This is a genomic window from Shewanella sp. SP2S2-6, assembly GCF_031931965.1.
GTDB classification, from domain to species: domain Bacteria; phylum Pseudomonadota; class Gammaproteobacteria; order Enterobacterales; family Shewanellaceae; genus Shewanella; species Shewanella baltica.
In genome coordinates this window covers 1-18,304 of sequence record NZ_JAUOEQ010000046.1, presented here as the reverse complement: position 1 = coordinate 18,304, position 18,304 = coordinate 1, and the positions used below count along the sequence as shown (strand labels likewise).

18 protein-coding genes and 2 pseudogenes are annotated in these 18,304 nt (G+C 44.4%); 9 read left to right on the top strand and 11 right to left on the bottom strand.

Translation table 11 applies throughout. From position 1 onward, the window contains the following. Positions 1–7: 7 nt before the first annotated feature. On the bottom strand, positions 8–1,504 hold the full coding sequence (locus Q4Q57_RS20155) for an alkaline phosphatase (RefSeq protein WP_259582366.1): 1,497 nt from the start codon (positions 1,502–1,504) through the stop codon (positions 8–10). Between the two features lie 297 nt (positions 1,505–1,801). Here Q4Q57_RS20155 and Q4Q57_RS20150 point away from each other — a divergent pair, with 297 nt between their 5' ends. Continuing rightward, the gene (locus tag Q4Q57_RS20150; protein WP_311891846.1) at positions 1,802–2,617 is read left to right on the top strand and encodes a hypothetical protein; all 816 of its coding nucleotides are present in this window, start codon (positions 1,802–1,804) and stop codon (positions 2,615–2,617) included. Between the two features lie 312 nt (positions 2,618–2,929). Continuing rightward, positions 2,930–4,924: pseudogene (locus Q4Q57_RS20145) on the top strand (diguanylate cyclase domain-containing protein). Between the two features lie 3 nt (positions 4,925–4,927). Here Q4Q57_RS20145 and Q4Q57_RS20140 read toward each other — a convergent pair. From Q4Q57_RS20140 to Q4Q57_RS20130, 3 genes are all read right to left on the bottom strand, one after another. Beyond that, positions 4,928–5,890 (bottom strand): hypothetical protein, encoded by a 963-nt coding sequence (locus Q4Q57_RS20140; protein WP_006083093.1) that lies wholly within the window; start codon positions 5,888–5,890, stop codon positions 4,928–4,930. Between the two features lies 1 nt (position 5,891). Then, complete coding sequence (locus Q4Q57_RS20135) at positions 5,892–6,278, bottom strand: PadR family transcriptional regulator (RefSeq protein ID WP_311891845.1); 387 nt, start codon at positions 6,276–6,278, stop codon at positions 5,892–5,894. Between the two features lie 503 nt (positions 6,279–6,781). Further along, entirely contained in the window at positions 6,782–7,003 is a 222-nt protein-coding gene (locus tag Q4Q57_RS20130) for a hypothetical protein (RefSeq protein ID WP_311891844.1), read from the bottom strand. A 43-nt stretch (positions 7,004–7,046) separates the two neighbouring features. On the opposite strand from Q4Q57_RS20130, the gene Q4Q57_RS20125 reads away from it, so the two are divergent. Both Q4Q57_RS20125 and Q4Q57_RS20120 read left to right on the top strand, forming a co-directional pair. Then, complete coding sequence (locus tag Q4Q57_RS20125; protein ID WP_263198425.1) at positions 7,047–7,700, top strand: excalibur calcium-binding domain-containing protein; 654 nt, start codon at positions 7,047–7,049, stop codon at positions 7,698–7,700. Positions 7,701–7,751: 51 nt separating this feature from the next. After that, positions 7,752–8,099, top strand: a complete 348-nt coding sequence (locus Q4Q57_RS20120) for a thioredoxin family protein (RefSeq protein ID WP_311891843.1) — start codon at positions 7,752–7,754, stop codon at positions 8,097–8,099. A gap of 19 nt (positions 8,100–8,118) precedes the next feature. Here the strand turns inward: Q4Q57_RS20120 and Q4Q57_RS20115 are convergent, their stop codons facing one another. The 3 genes from Q4Q57_RS20115 to Q4Q57_RS20105 all read right to left on the bottom strand — a co-directional run bounded on the left by Q4Q57_RS20115 (position 8,119) and on the right by Q4Q57_RS20105 (position 10,884). Continuing rightward, positions 8,119–8,634, bottom strand: a complete 516-nt coding sequence (locus tag Q4Q57_RS20115; protein WP_311891842.1) for a NifB/NifX family molybdenum-iron cluster-binding protein — start codon at positions 8,632–8,634, stop codon at positions 8,119–8,121. Continuing rightward, the gene (locus Q4Q57_RS20110) at positions 8,631–8,927 is read right to left on the bottom strand and encodes a DUF134 domain-containing protein (RefSeq protein WP_012088215.1); all 297 of its coding nucleotides are present in this window, start codon (positions 8,925–8,927) and stop codon (positions 8,631–8,633) included. The genes Q4Q57_RS20115 and Q4Q57_RS20110 overlap by 4 nt, the downstream gene beginning before the upstream one ends. A gap of 460 nt (positions 8,928–9,387) precedes the next feature. Beyond that, the gene (locus tag Q4Q57_RS20105; RefSeq protein WP_311891841.1) at positions 9,388–10,884 is read right to left on the bottom strand and encodes an ATP-binding cassette domain-containing protein; all 1,497 of its coding nucleotides are present in this window, start codon (positions 10,882–10,884) and stop codon (positions 9,388–9,390) included. Positions 10,885–11,249: 365 nt separating this feature from the next. Here Q4Q57_RS20105 and Q4Q57_RS20100 point away from each other — a divergent pair, with 365 nt between their 5' ends. Then, on the top strand, positions 11,250–11,501 hold the full coding sequence (locus Q4Q57_RS20100) for a DUF2999 domain-containing protein (RefSeq protein ID WP_259541713.1): 252 nt from the start codon (positions 11,250–11,252) through the stop codon (positions 11,499–11,501). 107 nt (positions 11,502–11,608) lie between these two features. Here Q4Q57_RS20100 and Q4Q57_RS20095 read toward each other — a convergent pair. Then, positions 11,609–11,731 (bottom strand): annotated as a pseudogene (locus Q4Q57_RS20095) (4-carboxymuconolactone decarboxylase); the annotation flags it as partial. Between the two features lie 542 nt (positions 11,732–12,273). Here Q4Q57_RS20095 and Q4Q57_RS20090 point away from each other — a divergent pair. Then, positions 12,274–13,245, top strand: coding sequence for a hypothetical protein (locus Q4Q57_RS20090; RefSeq protein ID WP_006083104.1), 972 nt, complete (start codon positions 12,274–12,276; stop codon positions 13,243–13,245). A gap of 624 nt (positions 13,246–13,869) precedes the next feature. Here the strand turns inward: Q4Q57_RS20090 and Q4Q57_RS20085 are convergent. Beyond that, positions 13,870–15,171, bottom strand: a complete 1,302-nt coding sequence (locus Q4Q57_RS20085) for a HipA domain-containing protein (RefSeq protein WP_311891840.1) — start codon at positions 15,169–15,171, stop codon at positions 13,870–13,872. 3 nt (positions 15,172–15,174) lie between these two features. Further along, a complete protein-coding gene (gene hipB, locus Q4Q57_RS20080; RefSeq protein ID WP_311891839.1) occupies positions 15,175–15,411 on the bottom strand; it encodes a type II toxin-antitoxin system antitoxin HipB in 237 nt (78 codons plus the stop codon). An 843-nt stretch (positions 15,412–16,254) separates the two neighbouring features. Here hipB and Q4Q57_RS20075 point away from each other — a divergent pair. Next, positions 16,255–16,494, top strand: a complete 240-nt coding sequence (locus Q4Q57_RS20075; protein ID WP_006086109.1) for an alpha/beta hydrolase-fold protein — start codon at positions 16,255–16,257, stop codon at positions 16,492–16,494. A 75-nt stretch (positions 16,495–16,569) separates the two neighbouring features. Continuing rightward, positions 16,570–16,755: a hypothetical protein gene (locus Q4Q57_RS20070; RefSeq protein ID WP_006086110.1), complete on the top strand. Its 186-nt coding sequence runs from the start codon at positions 16,570–16,572 to the stop codon at positions 16,753–16,755. 51 nt (positions 16,756–16,806) lie between these two features. Here the strand turns inward: Q4Q57_RS20070 and Q4Q57_RS20065 are convergent, their stop codons facing one another. Further along, positions 16,807–17,982, bottom strand: a complete 1,176-nt coding sequence (locus Q4Q57_RS20065) for a HEAT repeat domain-containing protein (RefSeq protein WP_006086111.1) — start codon at positions 17,980–17,982, stop codon at positions 16,807–16,809. A 141-nt stretch (positions 17,983–18,123) separates the two neighbouring features. Here Q4Q57_RS20065 and Q4Q57_RS20060 point away from each other — a divergent pair. Beyond that, positions 18,124–18,304, top strand: a 181-nt coding sequence (locus tag Q4Q57_RS20060) for a hypothetical protein (RefSeq protein ID WP_311891838.1), incomplete at its 3' end; no start/stop codon positions are given.

The following is an 18,304-nucleotide window of genomic DNA, read 5'->3' as shown; positions in this document are numbered from 1 at the left end:
TACGGGATTAGTACTTAGTGCCGCCAAGCTGCTGCGCTTGGTTGATAATGTGGAAGATCACGTTCTGCTCAATCACGCCCTGAACCAGATTCGAACCTGGACCTCTGGCATGTAAGCTGATGTCTTCACCGGCGTGAGTCTCACTTTCCATTGGGATAAGCGCTTGTTGCATAAAATCTTTATCTTGCGTATCGACTGAGGTTAAGTCGTCACGCACACCCACCACAGCACCAGGGCCGTTGGTATAAGCCAGCGTGGTGTAAGGCTTGTTGTCATTCGCTGTCGCTAATGTGCCATCGACGTTATGCACTAAACCTAAGATAGGGTTACCGCGTTTTGGGTAGCCTGCGATAGTGAACACATGGCTGTGATCCGCTGTTACCATGATCAAGGTATCGTCGCTGCTGGTTGCATCCATTGCCGCTTTCACTGCATTAGATAATTCAACCGCATCGGTCAGCGCACGGCTCGCATTGCCCGCATGGTGACCATGGTCGATACGGCCAGATTCAACGATCAGCAAGTAGCCTTTATCGTTCTTCTTCAATATGTCGAGGGATTTGGCGGTCATTTCAGTTAGTGATGGCTCACCAGCTACGTCATCGGCGCGGTCTGCTTCGTATTCCATGTGCGATGGATTGAATAGGCCGAGTAAGTGATCTGTGTTGGCAGCATCAATGGCGTCGAAGCCTTTTTTGTCCCACACGTAGGCAGATTTGCTGAAGTTATCGACCCAAGCTTTGGTTAAGTCTTTGCCGTCTTTACGTTTACCGGCTTTGTTCTCGCCATCTTTCACTGTTGTGGGTAGGAAGTAGCTACGGCCGCCACCTAATGCCACAGTTAACGAATTGGCTTCATCGCGCATCACCAATTGGCTTGCGATGTCGGTACAACCGTTCGCAACCGCTTCGGCAGGTAAGTTGAAATCGCCTTCCCAATCGCGCTCAGGGGTTTTGGCATAGGTTGCCGCTGGCGTGGCGTGCGTTAAACGCGCCGTAGTGACTATGCCTGTTGATAATCCTTTGGCATTAGCAAGGTCGACCAGTGAAACAAGTTCATTGCCTTTTGAAGACAAACAGTTACCACGTAAGCTGGTATCTGAAATAGAGATAATACCCGCCTTGGTTTTAACGCCTGTCGCCATGGCTGTCATAGTGCCCGCAGAATCTGGCGTTTGTTGGTTAGTGTTATAGGTTTTCACTAACGCCGTGTGGGGGAACTGCTCGAAACTTAAGAAGTTTTCTTCGCCGCCTTGATTGTCAGCTTTATCCTGCCCTTGCAGAATACGGGCTGCCGTTAGCGTCGAAATACTCATGCCGTCACCGACAAATAAAATCACATTTTTAGCGGTTTTTTTAGTGTCGACTTGGGCTTTAGCCACCACGTTTGCCGCACTGTCTTTAAACCACTGGCTGTCTGTTTGTGTTGCGGGTAGGACTGCAGCATGAGCCACAACCGTCATTAAGCTGCAGGAGATAGCTGCAGCGATCCGTTTAATATTCATCACGTTCATCACCGATTTATTATTGAGTGTATGAGGGTATTCCCTGTAGAGGCGACCCGATTTTCAGGCATTTATGTGACGAATAGGCGTGATTTGGATGGCGGTTTTATTGCAGCTAAGTGTCAGATTTATTTCAACTAACAATATGCAAGACGTTAAGTTTGACCACCAGCAGATCACGTTTTAATGTCCTATTGATGTGAGCTCATGGAAACGGATGATTAAACTTGAATAAAAATGAACCCATTTATCAGGCTAGCTATACTCTAGTTAACTCAACACGGCTAGGAACAGGTTATGCAGCGACGGAGCAATATGCGCATTTGGAGTGTGTTGATAGGCTTATTTTTTTGTATCTCTGTTCATGCGACCAGTAAATCCACAGCAGAAACCACAGCGGCACTTGCTGATAAACCTATCATTACCATGGCGTTTTATGAGGACCCCAAACACAACTTCTACTTTAAATGGGCTGAGCTGATATACAACCAAGCCTTTGAACGCTTAGGTTATGGCTTCTCCTATCAAGTGGTTCCCGCAGTCCGCGCCAGTATGATGGCTGACTCAGGAAAAGTGGATGGTGAACCGGGACGCGTATTTCATTATGGTGAAAAATTTACTAACCTAATTCGCATCGAAGAACCGGTTGTCGATACCCGTTTAATTGCCTTCGCACATAATCCCAACATCAAGATTACTAACTGGCAAGCACTGCAAAAGAGTCGATATAAGATCGAATACTATCGAGGCGTGTTCCTCGCAGAACAAAAGCTAAAAGGACTCATTCCAAAGGAACGCCTGACTGAATCCTCATCCCCTGTAAGCTCTTTTCGTAAAATACTCCGCGACCGGATCGATATCTATATTGATACGGAAGCAAGCTCATTGGATCTATTACAAACGCCAGAGTTTCAAGGTAGCGAGATCAGCGCGATTGCCACCCTAGAAGAACTCACCAGCTATGGTTACTTGAATAAACGTCACGCGGCACTCGCCGTTAATCTTGCTCGGGAGTTAAAACAGATGAAGCAAGAAGGCATATTTGAAACCTATAAACAGCAGGCAAAAAAATCACTTAATGATGCAGTGAATAATGGCGATGCCCCACAATAACTTAATCGGCATCGCCAATCTTGTTTCAATTATTTCATTGACTTAATTTCAAAGCGTTTTAGTGTTATCTAAAGTATGTCGCTGACATATATGGCTTAACTGACAGTACATGAATGAACTGGCAGTGTATTGCCCAACAAAGAGGCTGACCCACAACCAAACGGTATTTAGATTTAGCATGTGGAACAATCAACCTAAGGAACAGATGAATAGCAAAATAGTCCTCAAAAATTGCAGACAAATCGATTTACCCCTTCTCCCTAAGCTGCCCACTCAGAAGTGGTATTGCTGTGCTGGCCGTGGAGCATAAGGATGGGGACTCAGTTCGCACGCACCTTCGCTAGGTTACGGCAACGAACTCGTTCAACCGTTGCTAAGGTTTTATTAATCATCAGCATGTTCGTAGGGATCTGCATCGCGCTCGTCGCACTTGTGTATATTCAAGGCAATATATTTGATGGTGTACGCACCTATGTCCGCGGTGAAGGCTTGTGGGCCAAGGCGCAAAAAGATGCGGTACTTTATCTCACCCATTACTCTTACACCCAAAATGATGTGGACTTTCAGCGTTATCGTGCAGCGACGAGCGTCATGGAAGGTGATCATCAAGCTAGGCAAGCCTTACTCGCAACGCCAATCGATGAACAGGCCGCCAAACAGGGTTTTATTCAGGGCCTCAATGACGAACGGGATACCGACTCACTGATCTGGTTCTTCCGTCACTTTCAATCCAATGCCTATATGCGGCAAGCAATTCAGCTGTGGGGCTTAGCGGATCAACGCTTCGAGTTTGTAATGCAACTCGCTGAGAATATGCGTATTGAAATCAATCAACTGGGTGGCAGGCCCGAAATCCTCGCGCAATACCGCCAGCAATTGATTGATGCCAATGAAGAATTGCTTAGCCTAGAAATTGAATTTTCAGCAGTGCTCAGTGAAGGCGCACGCTGGGTCAAACAAATGACCTAGTTAATTAGCCTTGGCGCCCTACTGCTGTTTATCAGTATTGGGATCTTCGCCAGTCGGCAGATCATTCGTAATATAGCCAAGTCTGAACGGCAGTTACTGATCAGCGAATCTCGCTTCACTAGCCTGAAAAACTCCGACACTATCGGGATCATTTCATGGCAACTCGATGGCACCATACATGATGCCAATGATCATTTTCTCCAGATGCTCAATTTTGACCGTGCGGATTTAACTTCAGGCTTAATCAACTGGCGCTCAATTACCCCGCCTGAATATGAAACACGTGATGCCATTGCGATTGCAGAGTTAGAACAGTTTGGCCGCTGCCAGCAATATGAAAAACAACTTATCAGCAAGAATGGCGTCTTAGTGCCAGTGATGCTAGCGGCGAGCTTTTTGAATGGCAGCAAACATGAAGGCGTAGCCTACTTTATGGACCTCACCGCCAGTAAGCAGGCCGAAGATAAACTCAGACTCGCGGCAACCGTTTTTAATGCCAGCACAGACGGCATAATGATAACGGATCCCCTGCTAAGCATTATCTCTATCAATCAAGCCTTTACCCATGTTACTGGCTTTACCCAACAGGATTTGCACGGCGATGCTAGTCACTTCCTCAATGACGGGCACAATGGTGATGACGCCCGCCAAGCCATGCGAAATCTGTTGCAGCAGGGCGAGCAATGGCAGGGTGAATTACTCAAACAAGTTAAATCGGGCGACTTACTGCCACTCAGTGTGCGCATCAATACAGTGCGCAATGAACATAACCGTCTGACTCATTTTGTCATTGTGATTACCGACATTGCCGAACGTAAGGCAGAGGAAGAATATCTGCGTCATATCGCCCACCACGACGCCCTGACGAATCTGCCTAATCGCGTGTTATTTCACACTAAACTCGAACAAGCCATAGTGCATGCACAACGAACAGGAAGCATCTTTGCCGTGTTATTTTTAGACTTAGATAATTTTAAGCCAGTGAATGATTCGTTTGGTCATGATGTGGGCGACAAATTACTGCAAGAAGTTGCGATGCGGCTACGCTCAAGCACTCGGCAAATGGATACCACCACTCGCCTAGGCGGCGATGAGTTTGTGATCCTACTAGAACACCTTGCCAATACCCACAGAATCGGCCAACTGATCCCTCAGATAAGCCAAGCTATTTGCGCGCCTTACACTATCAATGGTCATCAAATCCATATCGGTGTCAGCGTAGGTTTGGCGATTTATCCAGAAAACGGCACAGATGCAAAAAGCCTGATCAATCATGCTGATCAGGCCATGTATTCGATGAAAAAAACCAATAAGACTCACCTGCAAAGCCTAGGTTAAGCCTCACTGGCTGGCGAGTTTACGCCAACGTAATCCATCACGAATCACCTCATACCCAGGGAACATAGCGGCAATCACTAGACTATAACTGAGCCATTGATCTAACTGCAGTAGTGTAAACCTCCCCTGTAATTCAGGTCCTTGGTCTAGTACTTGGTTTTGTAGTAACGGCGAACTAAATGCCAGAAAGACTAAGAACAAGGCATAAGCAAGATTGATCCCCATATTCGCCAGTAACAATTCAGTGGTCCACACTCTGCGGCGTAACTGCCACAGACTATTGCCCATAGACAGCAAAATAATAGGGCTAAACCATTGCAGTAATTGCTGAGCATTGGCGCTAAAAATTACAGTGCGGGCGGCTAATTGCTCGCTACTCATCCACACAGAACACCAGATCACGAGCAAGAGGAAGAGATACGTCGCCAGATCGGCAAACACATCACTTAAACTAATATGCTGCCAACCAGGGCCGACCTTTGGCAAATTCTGCGGCTGCCATTTTTGGCAATTACTGCCGGATAGCGGTTTTCCTTGAGCCGAAAAGCTCCAAAAAGACAAGCCAATTGCAGTAATAGCTAGACAGGCATCGCCGATAAAACCACTAACGATATGCTGGATAAATCTGAATAGATTTCCCTCTGTTGAGCCCAACCATTGCGTCGTACCGCCCACCACTTGCAACACAAACAAGACACCCAACACCATGAAAAGTGTATGTTTAAACAGCGGAATATCCTCAGAGGCAATAATAGGCATAGATGGTACAAATTGCTGCGCGACCTTACAGGGATGACCCATTTGCTTTAATACCGCGGCAATTTGCGATTCACTCAATTCACCTTGTTCAGATAAGGCATCCAATTGGTCGCAGATATTGGCTTTTAATTCACGGCCAATTTCCTGACGTTTGTTCTCGGGCAATTCTCGCTGCACCGCGGCGATATAGCGATCGACTAATTCCATATCAAATCTCCTCTGCACTCTCGTCTGAGCGGTTAATATCAGAGCTATTAGTGTCAGCGCTTTGCTCCAGTAAAAAAGCCAAGGCGCCATTAAGTTGCTGCCATTCATCGGTAAGTTGACTGAGCAACTCAGCCCCCAATGACGACAATTGGTAATAACGACGCTCACGCCCTTCGGCCTGTCGCCACTCACTATCCAACAATCCTTGATCGGCTAGGCGGCGCACTAAGGGATACAGAGTCCCTTCGTCAATATCGATACCGCCTTCCTGCAACTGTTTGCGGAGCGAATAACCGTAATGGGCTTGTTTTAATAATCCCAGTACTGCCAACACTAATACCCCACGGCGCAACTCGAGTCGCATTTTGACTAGCTGTGAACTTGTCATAGTCGAATTCCTATCCTGAACACTGTGTCACACACACTGTGCGCCACACAGCAAATACTATGCATCACACAGTAAGATTGCAAGCTATAATGCTGTTTTTTTGTACGCTTAAGTAAATGGAAAAACAAAAGAACAACAACTGAAGTACTTTTAAGATGATGCAGTTTGCAAAAAATAATACTTTTTAGTAACTTAGTTATCGATCGTTAAAAATCAAATCTAATGATCTATGTACTCACGGATGAAACCTCATCGATATTCAACAGGATATTAATGAGAAAAATACAGGACCTCTGCCTTCCTTCTCATCCATTAAAAATTATTTCATATTTACTCAAAAACTATCTAACGCGATGAACTTGTTAATCGCTGTATTCAACAGATTAGAAATAAATAAAAAGGTATAAAGTGAATCAATCAAAAACGTTAATAGACTCTGAGGAAGGCGTGTTCAAGCGTCTTATCACAGGTAAATTTGGCTTAGTTGACACCTTTTGGGGCGTTTATTTTGCTGTAAGCATACTTTTTAATATCGTTTTAAATGCTATAGAAGATATCAATACGCTTATTGCGCTTAATATATTGAATTCATCATATCTAATCTTTGCATGTATTTGCGTCTGGAAAGCAGCCAATTTTTTCCAAGGAAAAAAGTATTGGTCAATTCTCGCTAAAGTCATCGTTTTAATTTCTTTAATATCCAACATAATAATTGTCATCTCCATGATCATTTACTTCTTCACTCACTAACCATTAAGGACATAGAAAATGCTCATGGATAGAGGCGTGCTGGTACGCTGGAACGATGAAAAGGGATTTGGCTTTATTCAGCCTGAAAAAAATGCAGCCCAAGATGTGTTTATTCACATTTCGGTGCTGAAAAAGATGGCGAGAAAACCCATAGTGGGCGACAGCATTCTGTATCAAACGGAAGTGCAAAATGACGGCAAGAGAAAAGCGGTTATCGCCTCAATTGAAGGCGTCGCTGTTATTGCAGCAAGTGCAACACCGCGCTCCCACTCTCATGTCCAATCACGCAATGAAAACTTCAACTTCAATAACAAAGACAAAGCCCATTACCATAGCCCACGAAAATCTTCATTTAATACGATAATCCCGCTGCTAATAATCGTTGCCATAGTTATCTTTGGCTTTAAACAATACCAAGAATTTAATGAAGCTCCTGCAATCGATGAAGTACCAGTCCTCACGAATGAGGACATTCAGAGAATGCCCATGTACGAAACTAAAGTGAGAACTCAAACACCTGCAACGCCAAGATTCCAATGTGAAGCGGGTAAAACCCATTGCAGCCACATGAGTTCCTGTGCTGAAGCGACATTCTATATCCAACATTGCCCCAATACTCAAATGGATGGTGACGGTGATGGCATTCCCTGCGAGCGTCAGTGGTGCAGTTAGCGATACGACACCCATTAATTCATACCCATAGCAACTTCTAAATGGCAACGCATGCACACTGATATCATCACGCAAATTGACTCACCAGAGATGCTTGAGTCCATGTTAACCGAGCATGCTGCGGTGCTGTTGTTATTTGGCGCGCCGGACTGCGGTGTGTGCCAAACGCTCAAACCGAGAATTGCAGAGATGTTGGCGCAAGCGTTCCCGCTGATGCGGATGGCCTATATTGATTGCCAAGCCCAAGGTGAGATAGCGGCGAGCCACAATGTATTTGCCTTACCTGTGGTGGAATGTGTGTTTTATGGCAAAACCTTTGGACGGTTTTCCAAGGTGTTTTCATTAGCGGATATTCGAGGGGCGCTTGCCCGCCCCTACGCTTTAACTGTGGCGGAATAATTCAAATTAAACGATGATATTATTTGTTTACCAGCGGCCTAAACCCAGCGTAATGCACTGACTTATCGAGCTTAACCTGTACTACTGGCGTGCTTATAAGACGTGTTGAGCTAAGTGCTGCTTTAGCTTTACCGCTGCAACCACAGCCGTCACCTGTAGAATGACAACATCCGCCCTTGGCTGCATGTTTGAGTGAAGCGCGGCCTTGGGATGCATCCGTCAATCTAAGATTCAAATCCGCTGTTTGTGCCAGCAAAGTCGCCACTGTTTGACTGGCACTGCCTTTACTCACGCTAATCCCCGCATCGAGCAACTTTCCTAACATGCGCTCACCGATATTCTGCACAAGTACAATGTCGGTGCCTTGTTGAATAATCAGCTCTAATAAGGCTTTTTTAGCACTACAGTCACCCTCAATTGCCGGGTTATCGACCAGCTTAATTAGCTGAAGCTGTTCGTTATAAAAGCCAATTTGTAGGCCTTTCGTAAAGTGACTGGCGAGGCGTTCGCGGCTCATCGGCATGGCAATAATCATGATAAATCCTTGTCTGTTTGGGTTGGCAGCCTCAAGGCTTGACCTTGAGTGATAGCCGTCGCCACCTTTTTACGGGCATTGGCGAGAAGGTATCCAAAGGTTTGCCGAGAGATCCCCATCAAGGCCGCGGCTTCGATCTGGCTTAATCTTTTGACGTCACCCAGTTCGAGGGCCTCAAACTCATCGGCCTCTAATTGAATATGAGTTAATTTAACCGCAGGGATCCCATTAGGCTTAAATAGGCTACAGGGCACACAGCTCGATAATTGACGGCATTTTTTGGGTCTTGGCATAAATGTTTTATCTTTAAGTCGTCTTATATGTCTTGAAATCGGGTTTTAGGTCTTAGTGCACATCTTCGGTACTACGAGTAACACTCGGGCTCAACTAAAGCTCATCTAAGGCTCATTTCGCTAAGGAAGTCCATAGCTTTGGATTCTCAAGCGTGATAACTGACTTGATGAATAAGTTCAGTAGATGAACCATAAAACTGTCACGAGTTTCTGGCCTAGGCCAGAAACTATTATTCGCGCCAACGACATTAAAAACTGTAAGACGGCTCACAGTTACCTATATCAAGCATGACTAATTAACAGAACTGCTGCCTGGCGTGACTAACACACTCAATGGCTAGCGCCCATTAAGGTTAATCTTAACCTGCATTGGAGTGCCGAGGGATAATGACAAACTCTGCAAACAAATAAGCAGCCGTTAAGCTGCTGTGATAGGTGGCATTTACTGATTTAAACGGGTTTAATCCTCAGACTCACAGTAGTTTACCTGTACCGAATAGCCGTCATCTTGCTTGATAAAATCGACAAAGTTTTTAATCGCAGGTAAGGCATCTTCCCTATGGTGCGACACGTACAGCAATTGGCTCAGATGATGCTCGGCTATCATCTCCAGCGCCCGCATCACTAAGGTACGATTGATAAAATCTAAGCCCTGATACGGCTCATCTAAAATCAGCAACAGTGGCTGTTTAATCAAGGCGCGACCTATTAGTAATAACCGCTGCTGACCATAATCGAGCTTCTTAAAGCTGGTGCTCGCCAACCCTGTCATGTGCAAAATCGCCAACCATTCCTTCGCCAAATCTAGCTGAGGTTTAGTGGGTTTCTGGTACAGGCCAATAGAGTCAAAAAAGCCCGAAAGCAGCACATCTAATGCCGAGCAACTGACGCGATATTGCAAGTGCAGCGCCGACGATACTATGCCAATCCGTTGTTTAATTTGCCAAATACTCTCGCCACTTCCGCGAGGACGGCCAAAGAGCGTAATGTCGTTGCTATAGCATTGGGGATGGTCGCCTAAAATCAGCCCCAGCAAAGTGCTTTTACCGCAACCATTTGGGCCACGAACTTGCCAATGTTGCCCCGCTTCAATGCGCCAATTCACGCCGCTGAAAATCAGCCCACTGACGTATTCCACTTTGCCATTTTTAATCTCGACCAGAGGATCAAACGCCTCGGCGTTGTGCCTTTGCCGCTCCATCAAGGCCAAGAGTTCATCACTACGCTGTGCCGATAACGCATTCAACTGCGCCATCACAGGATGATTGTGCCATTGCTCAATCGACATCGACGGGCTGAGTTTGTGCACACTCTGCCCCGATTTCAGCATCTCGCCATTAAACAGCGCCACATGGCTGATACACGGCGGCAATTCTTCTTGGCGTGAGGTAATGATCAGCAACTGAGTATGCTCGGCCACTTCATTCAGCAGCTCAGATAAACTCGCCTGATGTTCAACATCGAGGCCTGCATAAGGGTCATCTAAGATCAGTAATTGCGGTAACATTGCCAGCGCACGCGCCAGCATGACTCGGCGCGTTTCGCCCGTAGATAACTGCCGAAAACCACGCAGACGCAGCGGCTCAAGCCCAACCTTTTGTAATAATGGCGCGAGTTGTACGGCATCTTGGCAGCATTCCAACACTAAGGATTCGACACTCGAACCGTAATCCAATTCGTCTTTTTCTAACTCGCGCTCCAGCAATGCTTGTTGCAACCCAAGTGACACCCAGCCGATACGTTGCGGCAGGCCAGCAATCGTCCCTTCATCGGGCTGAATATCACCGGTTAATATTCGCCCGAGCAAGGAACCACAATAGCTGTCGGTCGCGAAAATCGCCCAATGTTCAGCGGGATGCAGTTGCCACTCATCGACGACCAGCACCTCATTATCACGCCCATATCGCAACTGTTTAACCACAATACTTTTGTCTTGGTTCGCGACAACATCAAGCATAACCACAGTTCCTTTCTATTTTTAAGGGATGATAAAAGCGGCATGGCGCAGCTCCGCACTATCTAATGCAACAAATATCCACGGCCAAAATATCTAGAGCGACAAATATCCACGGCCAAAATATCTAGAGCGACAATATCCAATGCAACGGCTCACGATGCACGACAGTCGCTCAGGTTTTTATTGGCAGATTTGGGGGAATACGTCACCAGAGTAAAGCTTATTGGGGATAAAATCTAATGCGCTTAATGGCATAGGCAAAGCGTGGCAAAATCCAACGGGTACAGCATGAGTGAGGCAACCACTCTGGCAGAACTGTGATAAAATCGGCACCTGTTTAACTTTCATATCAACAAGGTAATGCAATGAATCCCATTATTGCCATCTTAAAAGAACACAAGGTCAGTGACGCTAAAATCCAAGAACTGTTTCAAACATTAACCGAAAATCCATTAATGGCGATGGGCACGCTCGGTCAATTAGGCATCCCAGCCGAAAAACTACAACAACTGCTGGGGCTAGTGATGCAAAAACCGGCCTTGATCAAAGAAGCCGTGCTCGAACTCGGTTTGGATTTCTCAAAAGTAGAAGCCGCAAAAGCCCAGCTACAAAAATAAGCGCAGACTGTTCAAGTTTGTAGCCATCATGCGCTAGGGGAATGCGCGTAACTCAGCTCCCCTAGCGAATGTTAAAACCACTAAACCTCAAAGTAACTAAATCTCACAGTAACTAAATCTTGCAGCGGCTGGGTAAAATCCGTCGCACTACTGAGCGCCTTATCCACATAGCTATCGCCCATCACAGCACGACGCACCTCAAGCCCCTTCTCGTATTGCTCATCGTTCATCGATGCACCCTTTTTGTTATGTAATTAAGCTATGTGATTAAGCGAGTGATTAGACTTATTGAACCGCCGCCAAAAACACGGCCCAGCAAAAACATAACATAGGATTATTAGATTTCGATGCTTATTTGCGGCCTAACGGCTCAGATGGGACATCACTTTCCCCGAGCCTGCGCCATCATCCATGATGTCGCCACGGCCCCACTCAAACAACTAAGAGCTATCTGCGTATTTCGACAACTTCGCCGGGGAAGGTGTATCTCTTTTATATTTGGTGTTGCTTGCGAGTCATGCAAAGCAAACAGAATTATACCCACCATCCCTTTTATAAAATTTAACAATGGGTGGCCCATTAAATTGAAATGGATATCAGTCCAAGCGTGTTAACAAAGCTAGTGCCGCGAAGATATGAACACCAATCAGGTAGTGAAGTGGTGCATAAATTCAAAATCTGTAGAGAAAATAATGACTAATAGGTAGACTACAGCTTACTAATTGATAAATTTTATGAAATTTATTCTTTAACCGCTACAAGGATGAGTAATATGGCAGAAACAATAAATCCCGAATTTAAATTCATTAATAATCTTACATCGGCTTTAGCAGAGGGTGATCAAGCTGAACTGATTAATTTGATCATTTCTACACCAATTGCAGATCTGGTTCAATTTATTCCTGCTCTTGAAATACAAGAAATCGTAGAGCTTTTTAGTTTATTGCCAGCTAAATACACTGACGTAATTCTTAGTAATCTCCCATCAACATTCATAAAAAAACTAAGCAGCAACCTCAATAATTTTAATTCAGAAAATCAGATGGTTAATAATATCAAGAAATTAATCTATGAAAGGTTGTCACATAATAATAGGGACTATGATTTAAGTAATAAATATTTTGAGCTAAAAGATGAAAATATGAAGCTTCAAATTGAAAATGTGAAGCTACAGGAAGATTTTAAAGCAAAACTACAGAAAGAACTCTCCGAAAAAATTGATAAAAACTTATCAGAATATGTTAACTCTGCCATTAATTCCCTTAAGGCTAACCGAAGGGTGTTTAACTCTAAAGCAGATAATTGGAAGCTTTATGGATTTATAGCTTTTTCCTCTGCAATTTTTGTATCTTTGTTGTCAGCGGCATGTGCAACTTACTATCTTCTTTATTCCGGATATAAACTCGACTGGGTAGTTTATTCATTATTGTCAATAAAGGTTTTAATTGTTATCTCCCTAGCGTGTGCATTTTCTAACTATGCCTATTCCGTCAGCAAGGCTTATATTCATGAAGCATTAATAAGAGTGGACAGGGAACATGCAATAAGATTTGGTGAAATGTTTTTAAATATATACGGTGATAGATTGGAACAAGCCGAAGTTAAATCTGTATTTGAGAATTGGAATTTCAGCTCTAACTCTGCATTTAACATAACTGAAAAAAATAAAGAGCCTGCAACAGATTTAAATAAATCAGTTGAATTAATATCAAAAATCATGGAGCTGACCAAACTTAACAAATAATGAAGTACCTGTTAACGAGTACGCTTTTCTCCCGTCTAAAATCCCCGTATACCTATAAACCGCAAGCCCGCCAACGCTGTGAAGCGTGGGCACTTTAACCCGCCGTGAGGCGCTCAATTCTGCCGTGAGGCAATGCATCCCAAGGGGAATAACATGTTTAAAAAATACCTGCGACAAAGATGGGGCAGGCATAACTCTTTTGGATCTAACAACAGACAACGAGACTACAGAAGTTCACCCTCCCCTGCGAAGTTGCCGCGGGGCGTTGAAGACTCTTTATTGAAAGAATGGCGTGTGACGCAGACAGGACGTCTGCGTTGCCTTCGGAAGCATTAGCGATTTTCGAATTAGCACGAAGCCCTGCTTTATAAATAGAGAGTCAATGCATGTAACTTCGCTAGGGACGCCGAGGGATTTCCAAAAGGGGAACAGGCGCTTTTCCCCTTTTGGTCGACTCTTAATTAAAAATCAGGGGGGGGAAGCCCCACGACTTTGATTTTGCCTTTAAAAGCAATCAAGAATTATGGGATATGCCCAACTCTATAGATTAACAAATAAAGCAAAGGTGACAGGAGTGCCCCCTTCCCTACGAAATTACCGCTGGGTGATAAGATATAGCTAGAGCTACACTTCCACATCCCTGACCTCGTCAGCAAAACTAAGGTAACGCTCACATCTCGCCAGTAACTGCGCTTTGTAATGAGCCACAAATGATGTTTCACTCTCATCGAGGGCCGGGAGCATTGAAACTACCTCAGCTATTGCCTGCGGTATTCTTCGCGCTATTGTCGTTAAGTTACTGATTAATAAATTTCTTGGTAAACCTAAGCCATCAATAAATGCGGCCAATTGATACGCGTAAATGCTGTTTGGATCAAATTCGTCATCGATTGCCATAGCAAGCTGTTGTTCAAAATCCTCATACATAGCCACGCTGACCAAATCGTACCAAGGAGTTGGCTCCATTCCGCTTGGCGTCATAAAAAACGAATAGTTTTTACCGTGTGCATCGGCATTGCCGGTTAGTAAATTGAACAGCGCCCATTGCAACATGTCTTGCTTAGCAGCCACTGGATTGCGACATTTTACAGCAAGACTAAAGAGCCTGTTAAAACTTACCCCTTCACGAATATCTTTAACATCACGCCCTGAACCAAAATTACGTTCATATTTTTTGCTAACACTAAAACCAAGTGCTTGGCAGCTATCGACAATATGCCTTCTTAATACCCTTTGCTCATTTGGCATATAACGTCGGTCAAAGCGTTCGACACAGAGTACTTTGTAATCTCCAAAATGAACGATATCAACATTAGCCACATTCATTCCAATCGCCTTGGCTAAGCGCATCGTCATAAATTCATTGAGCACTAAATGGCGATATTTTTCGAATTTAACAATATGGGTAGATGACAGTGCGCCTTCGGCAAATGCAAATTCTTCACCGTTATAAAACAGGTTTAATTTAGGTTGCACACCCGCAACCGACAGTCGAGGTTTGCCGTCCCAAATTTCCATCGGCCACATTGTGGGATCTTCAATTCGCTGAATAACTTCTTCAGCCTTAATTGGCCGTAATTGTGTTTCAGGCAGCAAAGTCCCTTTAGGAACAAAAGCAACAGCACCAGCGGTATCGAGACCAATTGCACGGATCAAGGCAAACGTATTTCCCTTGGAGACGCCAAGAGATTCAATTAAATAATCTAATCCTTTGTTTTCCGGTAATAAGTTAACCAAAAACATCGATATCTGACTGCTACTTCCTGTGCCATCTAAGGGAATTGTTGGGGATAGTGGGAATCCACTTTGTTGCCAGTCTTTGGTGTAATGCACGGCAAAGGTGTCGGTCGTCGCATCAAAGGATAACTCCCCGATAATTAAATCACCGAGGTGCATCTCTAACGTGAGCTTTTTGGAAGTACTCATGGGTTAATACCAGCCGTTAGTTTCGGTGGCGCTGGTTTGAGCCGAAACGATATCAATCCCCAGACCATCAAGGATTTTGAATACGGTTGAGATATAAACATCTTCACCTTTTTCAACTCGGATCAGCGTTTTTTTGGTTACGCCGCACAGCATAGCTGCCACGTCTTGAGTAAGAGCAGCACTTTTCCTTCGTTCTTTAATTAACAAGCCGAGGGATTGTTGATTTAGCCGTGATGCCATCATCATCTCCAAAAGTGTAACTTCATACACCTTAGTCCTAAAACCAGCCCCATTCAATATAAAAGTGTACAGAATTACACTTTTGGATTGTTGAAAATGATAAGCCACCAAAAAGTGTACAATGTTACACCTTTATGGCCATTTCAGTGCTTAAATTCCAAAAAGTGTAGCTAAGTACACCTACATTTGGCCAAGACGCCAGCAATCATAATTAACCTGAGCTCGGGATAAGCAGAGCCGCTGAATAGGCATCTTTTCGGGCCTCTCCGCGTTGCTCCGTCTAACCATAGCTCGCTATGGCGTACGACAGAGCGCCTTGATATGCGCATTCAGTCAGAAAATAGATTTTTCGTTTCAAAATAATCATTTATAGCATTGATTTAATTTGTTAAATTTAGATTTTTCGACACTCGTTATCCCTAGTTCAGGTTAATTAGCAAATGAGAAAGATGGGACAAGCTAAACTGCTTTTTGCCAGTCCTCGATTTCTCCCTTATAAATAACTCAGAAAGAAATATGTCTGTCCGCGTTTTCTCGCTTTCGATCTTATCAAAGGTTGACAGACTATTTTGCTGCTTGTTTGCAGCTTAACAGCCGAAGTAAATCAAGCTGATGATTAAGCACTGTCATTCCAGTGATACGCCACCCCTTTTATTTCACAAGAAGTATCCATGAGGGCTAGACGACGGCATCTGCTGCATACGGAAGTGCAAATGCCGCGATCACATGGATGTGAAAGAGCGGCCATGCCGTCAACGGTCACTTAAATGCCAATGCTTAATTCAACCAACTCTCCAGTAATCTGTATGCCTTTTTATAAGCATACACTCTGCAAATTTCACAATGGATGGCTCGTTAAATTGGGTTAAATTTGAAACGGGTGAAGCGCTTAATTACCTAACCTTTATTGAGTCGGAAGTGATCCCATTTGTGGAGACTCATTACAGAGCAACGCCCAACCACAGAACACTTGCAGGTCAATCTTTAGGGGGATCTTTTGGCGTTTTAGCACTGCTGACTAAACCCCAATTATTTGAAAATTATATTCTGACGAGCCCGTCGCTGTGGATCCATGACCGCTAACTTTTCGAACTAGAAAAACAATTCGCCGCAAAAAATACTGATTTAAAAGCCAAAATCTATTTTGCGACTGGCGCGATGGAAACGCCCGCCAACGGTAGCAAAAATGACATGGTAGGCTTGCAAAATGCGTTCGTCGCCAAGCTGCGTTCGCGCAACTATTTGAGTCTTGAAGTGAAAGACGACATCATCGAAGGCGCCTATCACGAAACGACTTTTCCTATCGGTTTCACTAAAGGCGCATTATGGTTATACGGGGTATAGTAGTCCAAAACAATAAAAATTTAACAATGGATGGCTCGTTAAATTCTCCACTTATTTATCTTCATTGATTGGGTAATATGCCTTACAAGACGCCATTCGCATCTGGCCATCACTTGAAATTTGCAGGCTTCCGACGTTCGTATTTACCATTAGCTCACCGCTTGCAAGTATTTTGGCTTCAAACATAGAATCGGGTAATCGCCGCCATGGTGTTGCCGACCATTGGTTGTCGCCAGAGCGCTTTATTTCGTAGATGATGTCAAACCCGTCAATTCTATCGGTAATGGCAATATTCCTGCTACCCAATTGAAAAATGTCCGCGATTGGCTCTGATAAGATGCGCGAAGATGTCCCCAAGTCTGAAAGAAAAACCAGTTCTCCGCCCCACTCACCAAGATTAAGGCCTGCCAACCATCCGCCACCGACTTTTAATGCCACATTTGGCTCTTGTGGGTATCGAACTCCTGGCAGGGTCAGCTGATTTGAAGCATCCAAAACTATCGTATAACGCTCTATAGCGTCCGGGTTTGTCTGTTCCAAAGAATTGGAGCCACGACTGATAACCCTATATGAAATAGCTGCCAGAGAACTGTTTTCAGTATCTTGATAGCGTTTTATGAACAAATTATTCTTCGCAAAGGGAACTGCCAATTCGCTACATAACTTGGGCCTTGGAGTACTGTAATTTTCGACCATCAAATAATCAAAAAAGACATCAGCGAAACTGGCATTCGGGTGCTGCTTCGGGTACTGACGATTATGCTCAATGTTGAATATCGCTGTTTTCGCAGCATTTCGAACTGCAGGGAACCAATGCGATTCTGCAACTGGCTCAAGAAAGTCTATTGCACGCTGGTCTCCGATTCGACCAAGCGATTCAGCGGCTATCAAACTTAATACAGCATTGGCTGGATCATTAAGCAACTTGCCCAAATAGGGAATTGCCTCTGGATAGTCAATAAATCCAAGTGCTCTGGCTGCCTTCTCTCTGATAGCCCAATCAGGATGGTCCAATAATGCCGCGACGACAGAACCAGCTTCACGTCCCATCGGGCCTTTTTCAGCCAGATCTCTGAGAAGTAGATAATCAGGTTTTTTTTGCAGCTGTACTTTTATCGAACAAACCTCCGGTGTAGAACATGCTGCATCCTGCGCAGACCAAACCGATAATACTGGCACTACAAACACACAGAACAGCGGCAGAATAATTGCTTTTGAAATTTCCATAATGTCCTTATTTAGACAATTAAAAACGACCCCTGCTATCTATTGTAAAACAATAAGATAATTCAGCTTTAGTCTGTACTCAAGCTAAAGCAAACCTCAGAATAAAAGCCATCAGGGGAAAATGGAACAGGCATAACTCTTTTGGGTTTAACCGCAAATTTAACGTGCCACCCATTATTAAATTTTCTAAAAGGTGTTGTGGTTAAAGAACAAAGATGGGACAGGATAACTCTTTTAGGTTTAACAGCCGACACCGAGATTACAGAAGTTCACCCTCCCCTAGGAGTTGCCGTAGGGCATTTGCGTTCGTTGCGTGAGCGAG

Coding starts and splice junctions, on each gene's coding strand:
- Q4Q57_RS20155 (WP_259582366.1), bottom strand. CDS start 1,504: ATGAATATTAAACGGATCGCTGCAGCTATCTCCTGCAGCTTAATGACG.
- Q4Q57_RS20150 (WP_311891846.1), top strand. CDS start 1,802: ATGCAGCGACGGAGCAATATGCGCATTTGGAGTGTGTTGATAGGCTTA.
- Q4Q57_RS20140 (WP_006083093.1), bottom strand. CDS start 5,890: ATGGAATTAGTCGATCGCTATATCGCCGCGGTGCAGCGAGAATTGCCC.
- Q4Q57_RS20135 (WP_311891845.1), bottom strand. CDS start 6,278: ATGACAAGTTCACAGCTAGTCAAAATGCGACTCGAGTTGCGCCGTGGG.
- Q4Q57_RS20130 (WP_311891844.1), bottom strand. CDS start 7,003: ATGGAGATGACAATTATTATGTTGGATATTAAAGAAATTAAAACGATG.
- Q4Q57_RS20125 (WP_263198425.1), top strand. CDS start 7,047: ATGCTCATGGATAGAGGCGTGCTGGTACGCTGGAACGATGAAAAGGGA.
- Q4Q57_RS20120 (WP_311891843.1), top strand. CDS start 7,752: ATGCACACTGATATCATCACGCAAATTGACTCACCAGAGATGCTTGAG.
- Q4Q57_RS20115 (WP_311891842.1), bottom strand. CDS start 8,634: ATGATTATTGCCATGCCGATGAGCCGCGAACGCCTCGCCAGTCACTTT.
- Q4Q57_RS20110 (WP_012088215.1), bottom strand. CDS start 8,927: ATGCCAAGACCCAAAAAATGCCGTCAATTATCGAGCTGTGTGCCCTGT.
- Q4Q57_RS20105 (WP_311891841.1), bottom strand. CDS start 10,884: ATGCTTGATGTTGTCGCGAACCAAGACAAAAGTATTGTGGTTAAACAG.
- Q4Q57_RS20100 (WP_259541713.1), top strand. CDS start 11,250: ATGAATCCCATTATTGCCATCTTAAAAGAACACAAGGTCAGTGACGCT.
- Q4Q57_RS20090 (WP_006083104.1), top strand. CDS start 12,274: ATGGCAGAAACAATAAATCCCGAATTTAAATTCATTAATAATCTTACA.
- Q4Q57_RS20085 (WP_311891840.1), bottom strand. CDS start 15,171: ATGAGTACTTCCAAAAAGCTCACGTTAGAGATGCACCTCGGTGATTTA.
- hipB (WP_311891839.1), bottom strand. CDS start 15,411: ATGGCATCACGGCTAAATCAACAATCCCTCGGCTTGTTAATTAAAGAA.
- Q4Q57_RS20075 (WP_006086109.1), top strand. CDS start 16,255: ATGGATGGCTCGTTAAATTGGGTTAAATTTGAAACGGGTGAAGCGCTT.
- Q4Q57_RS20070 (WP_006086110.1), top strand. CDS start 16,570: ATGGAAACGCCCGCCAACGGTAGCAAAAATGACATGGTAGGCTTGCAA.
- Q4Q57_RS20065 (WP_006086111.1), bottom strand. CDS start 17,982: ATGGAAATTTCAAAAGCAATTATTCTGCCGCTGTTCTGTGTGTTTGTA.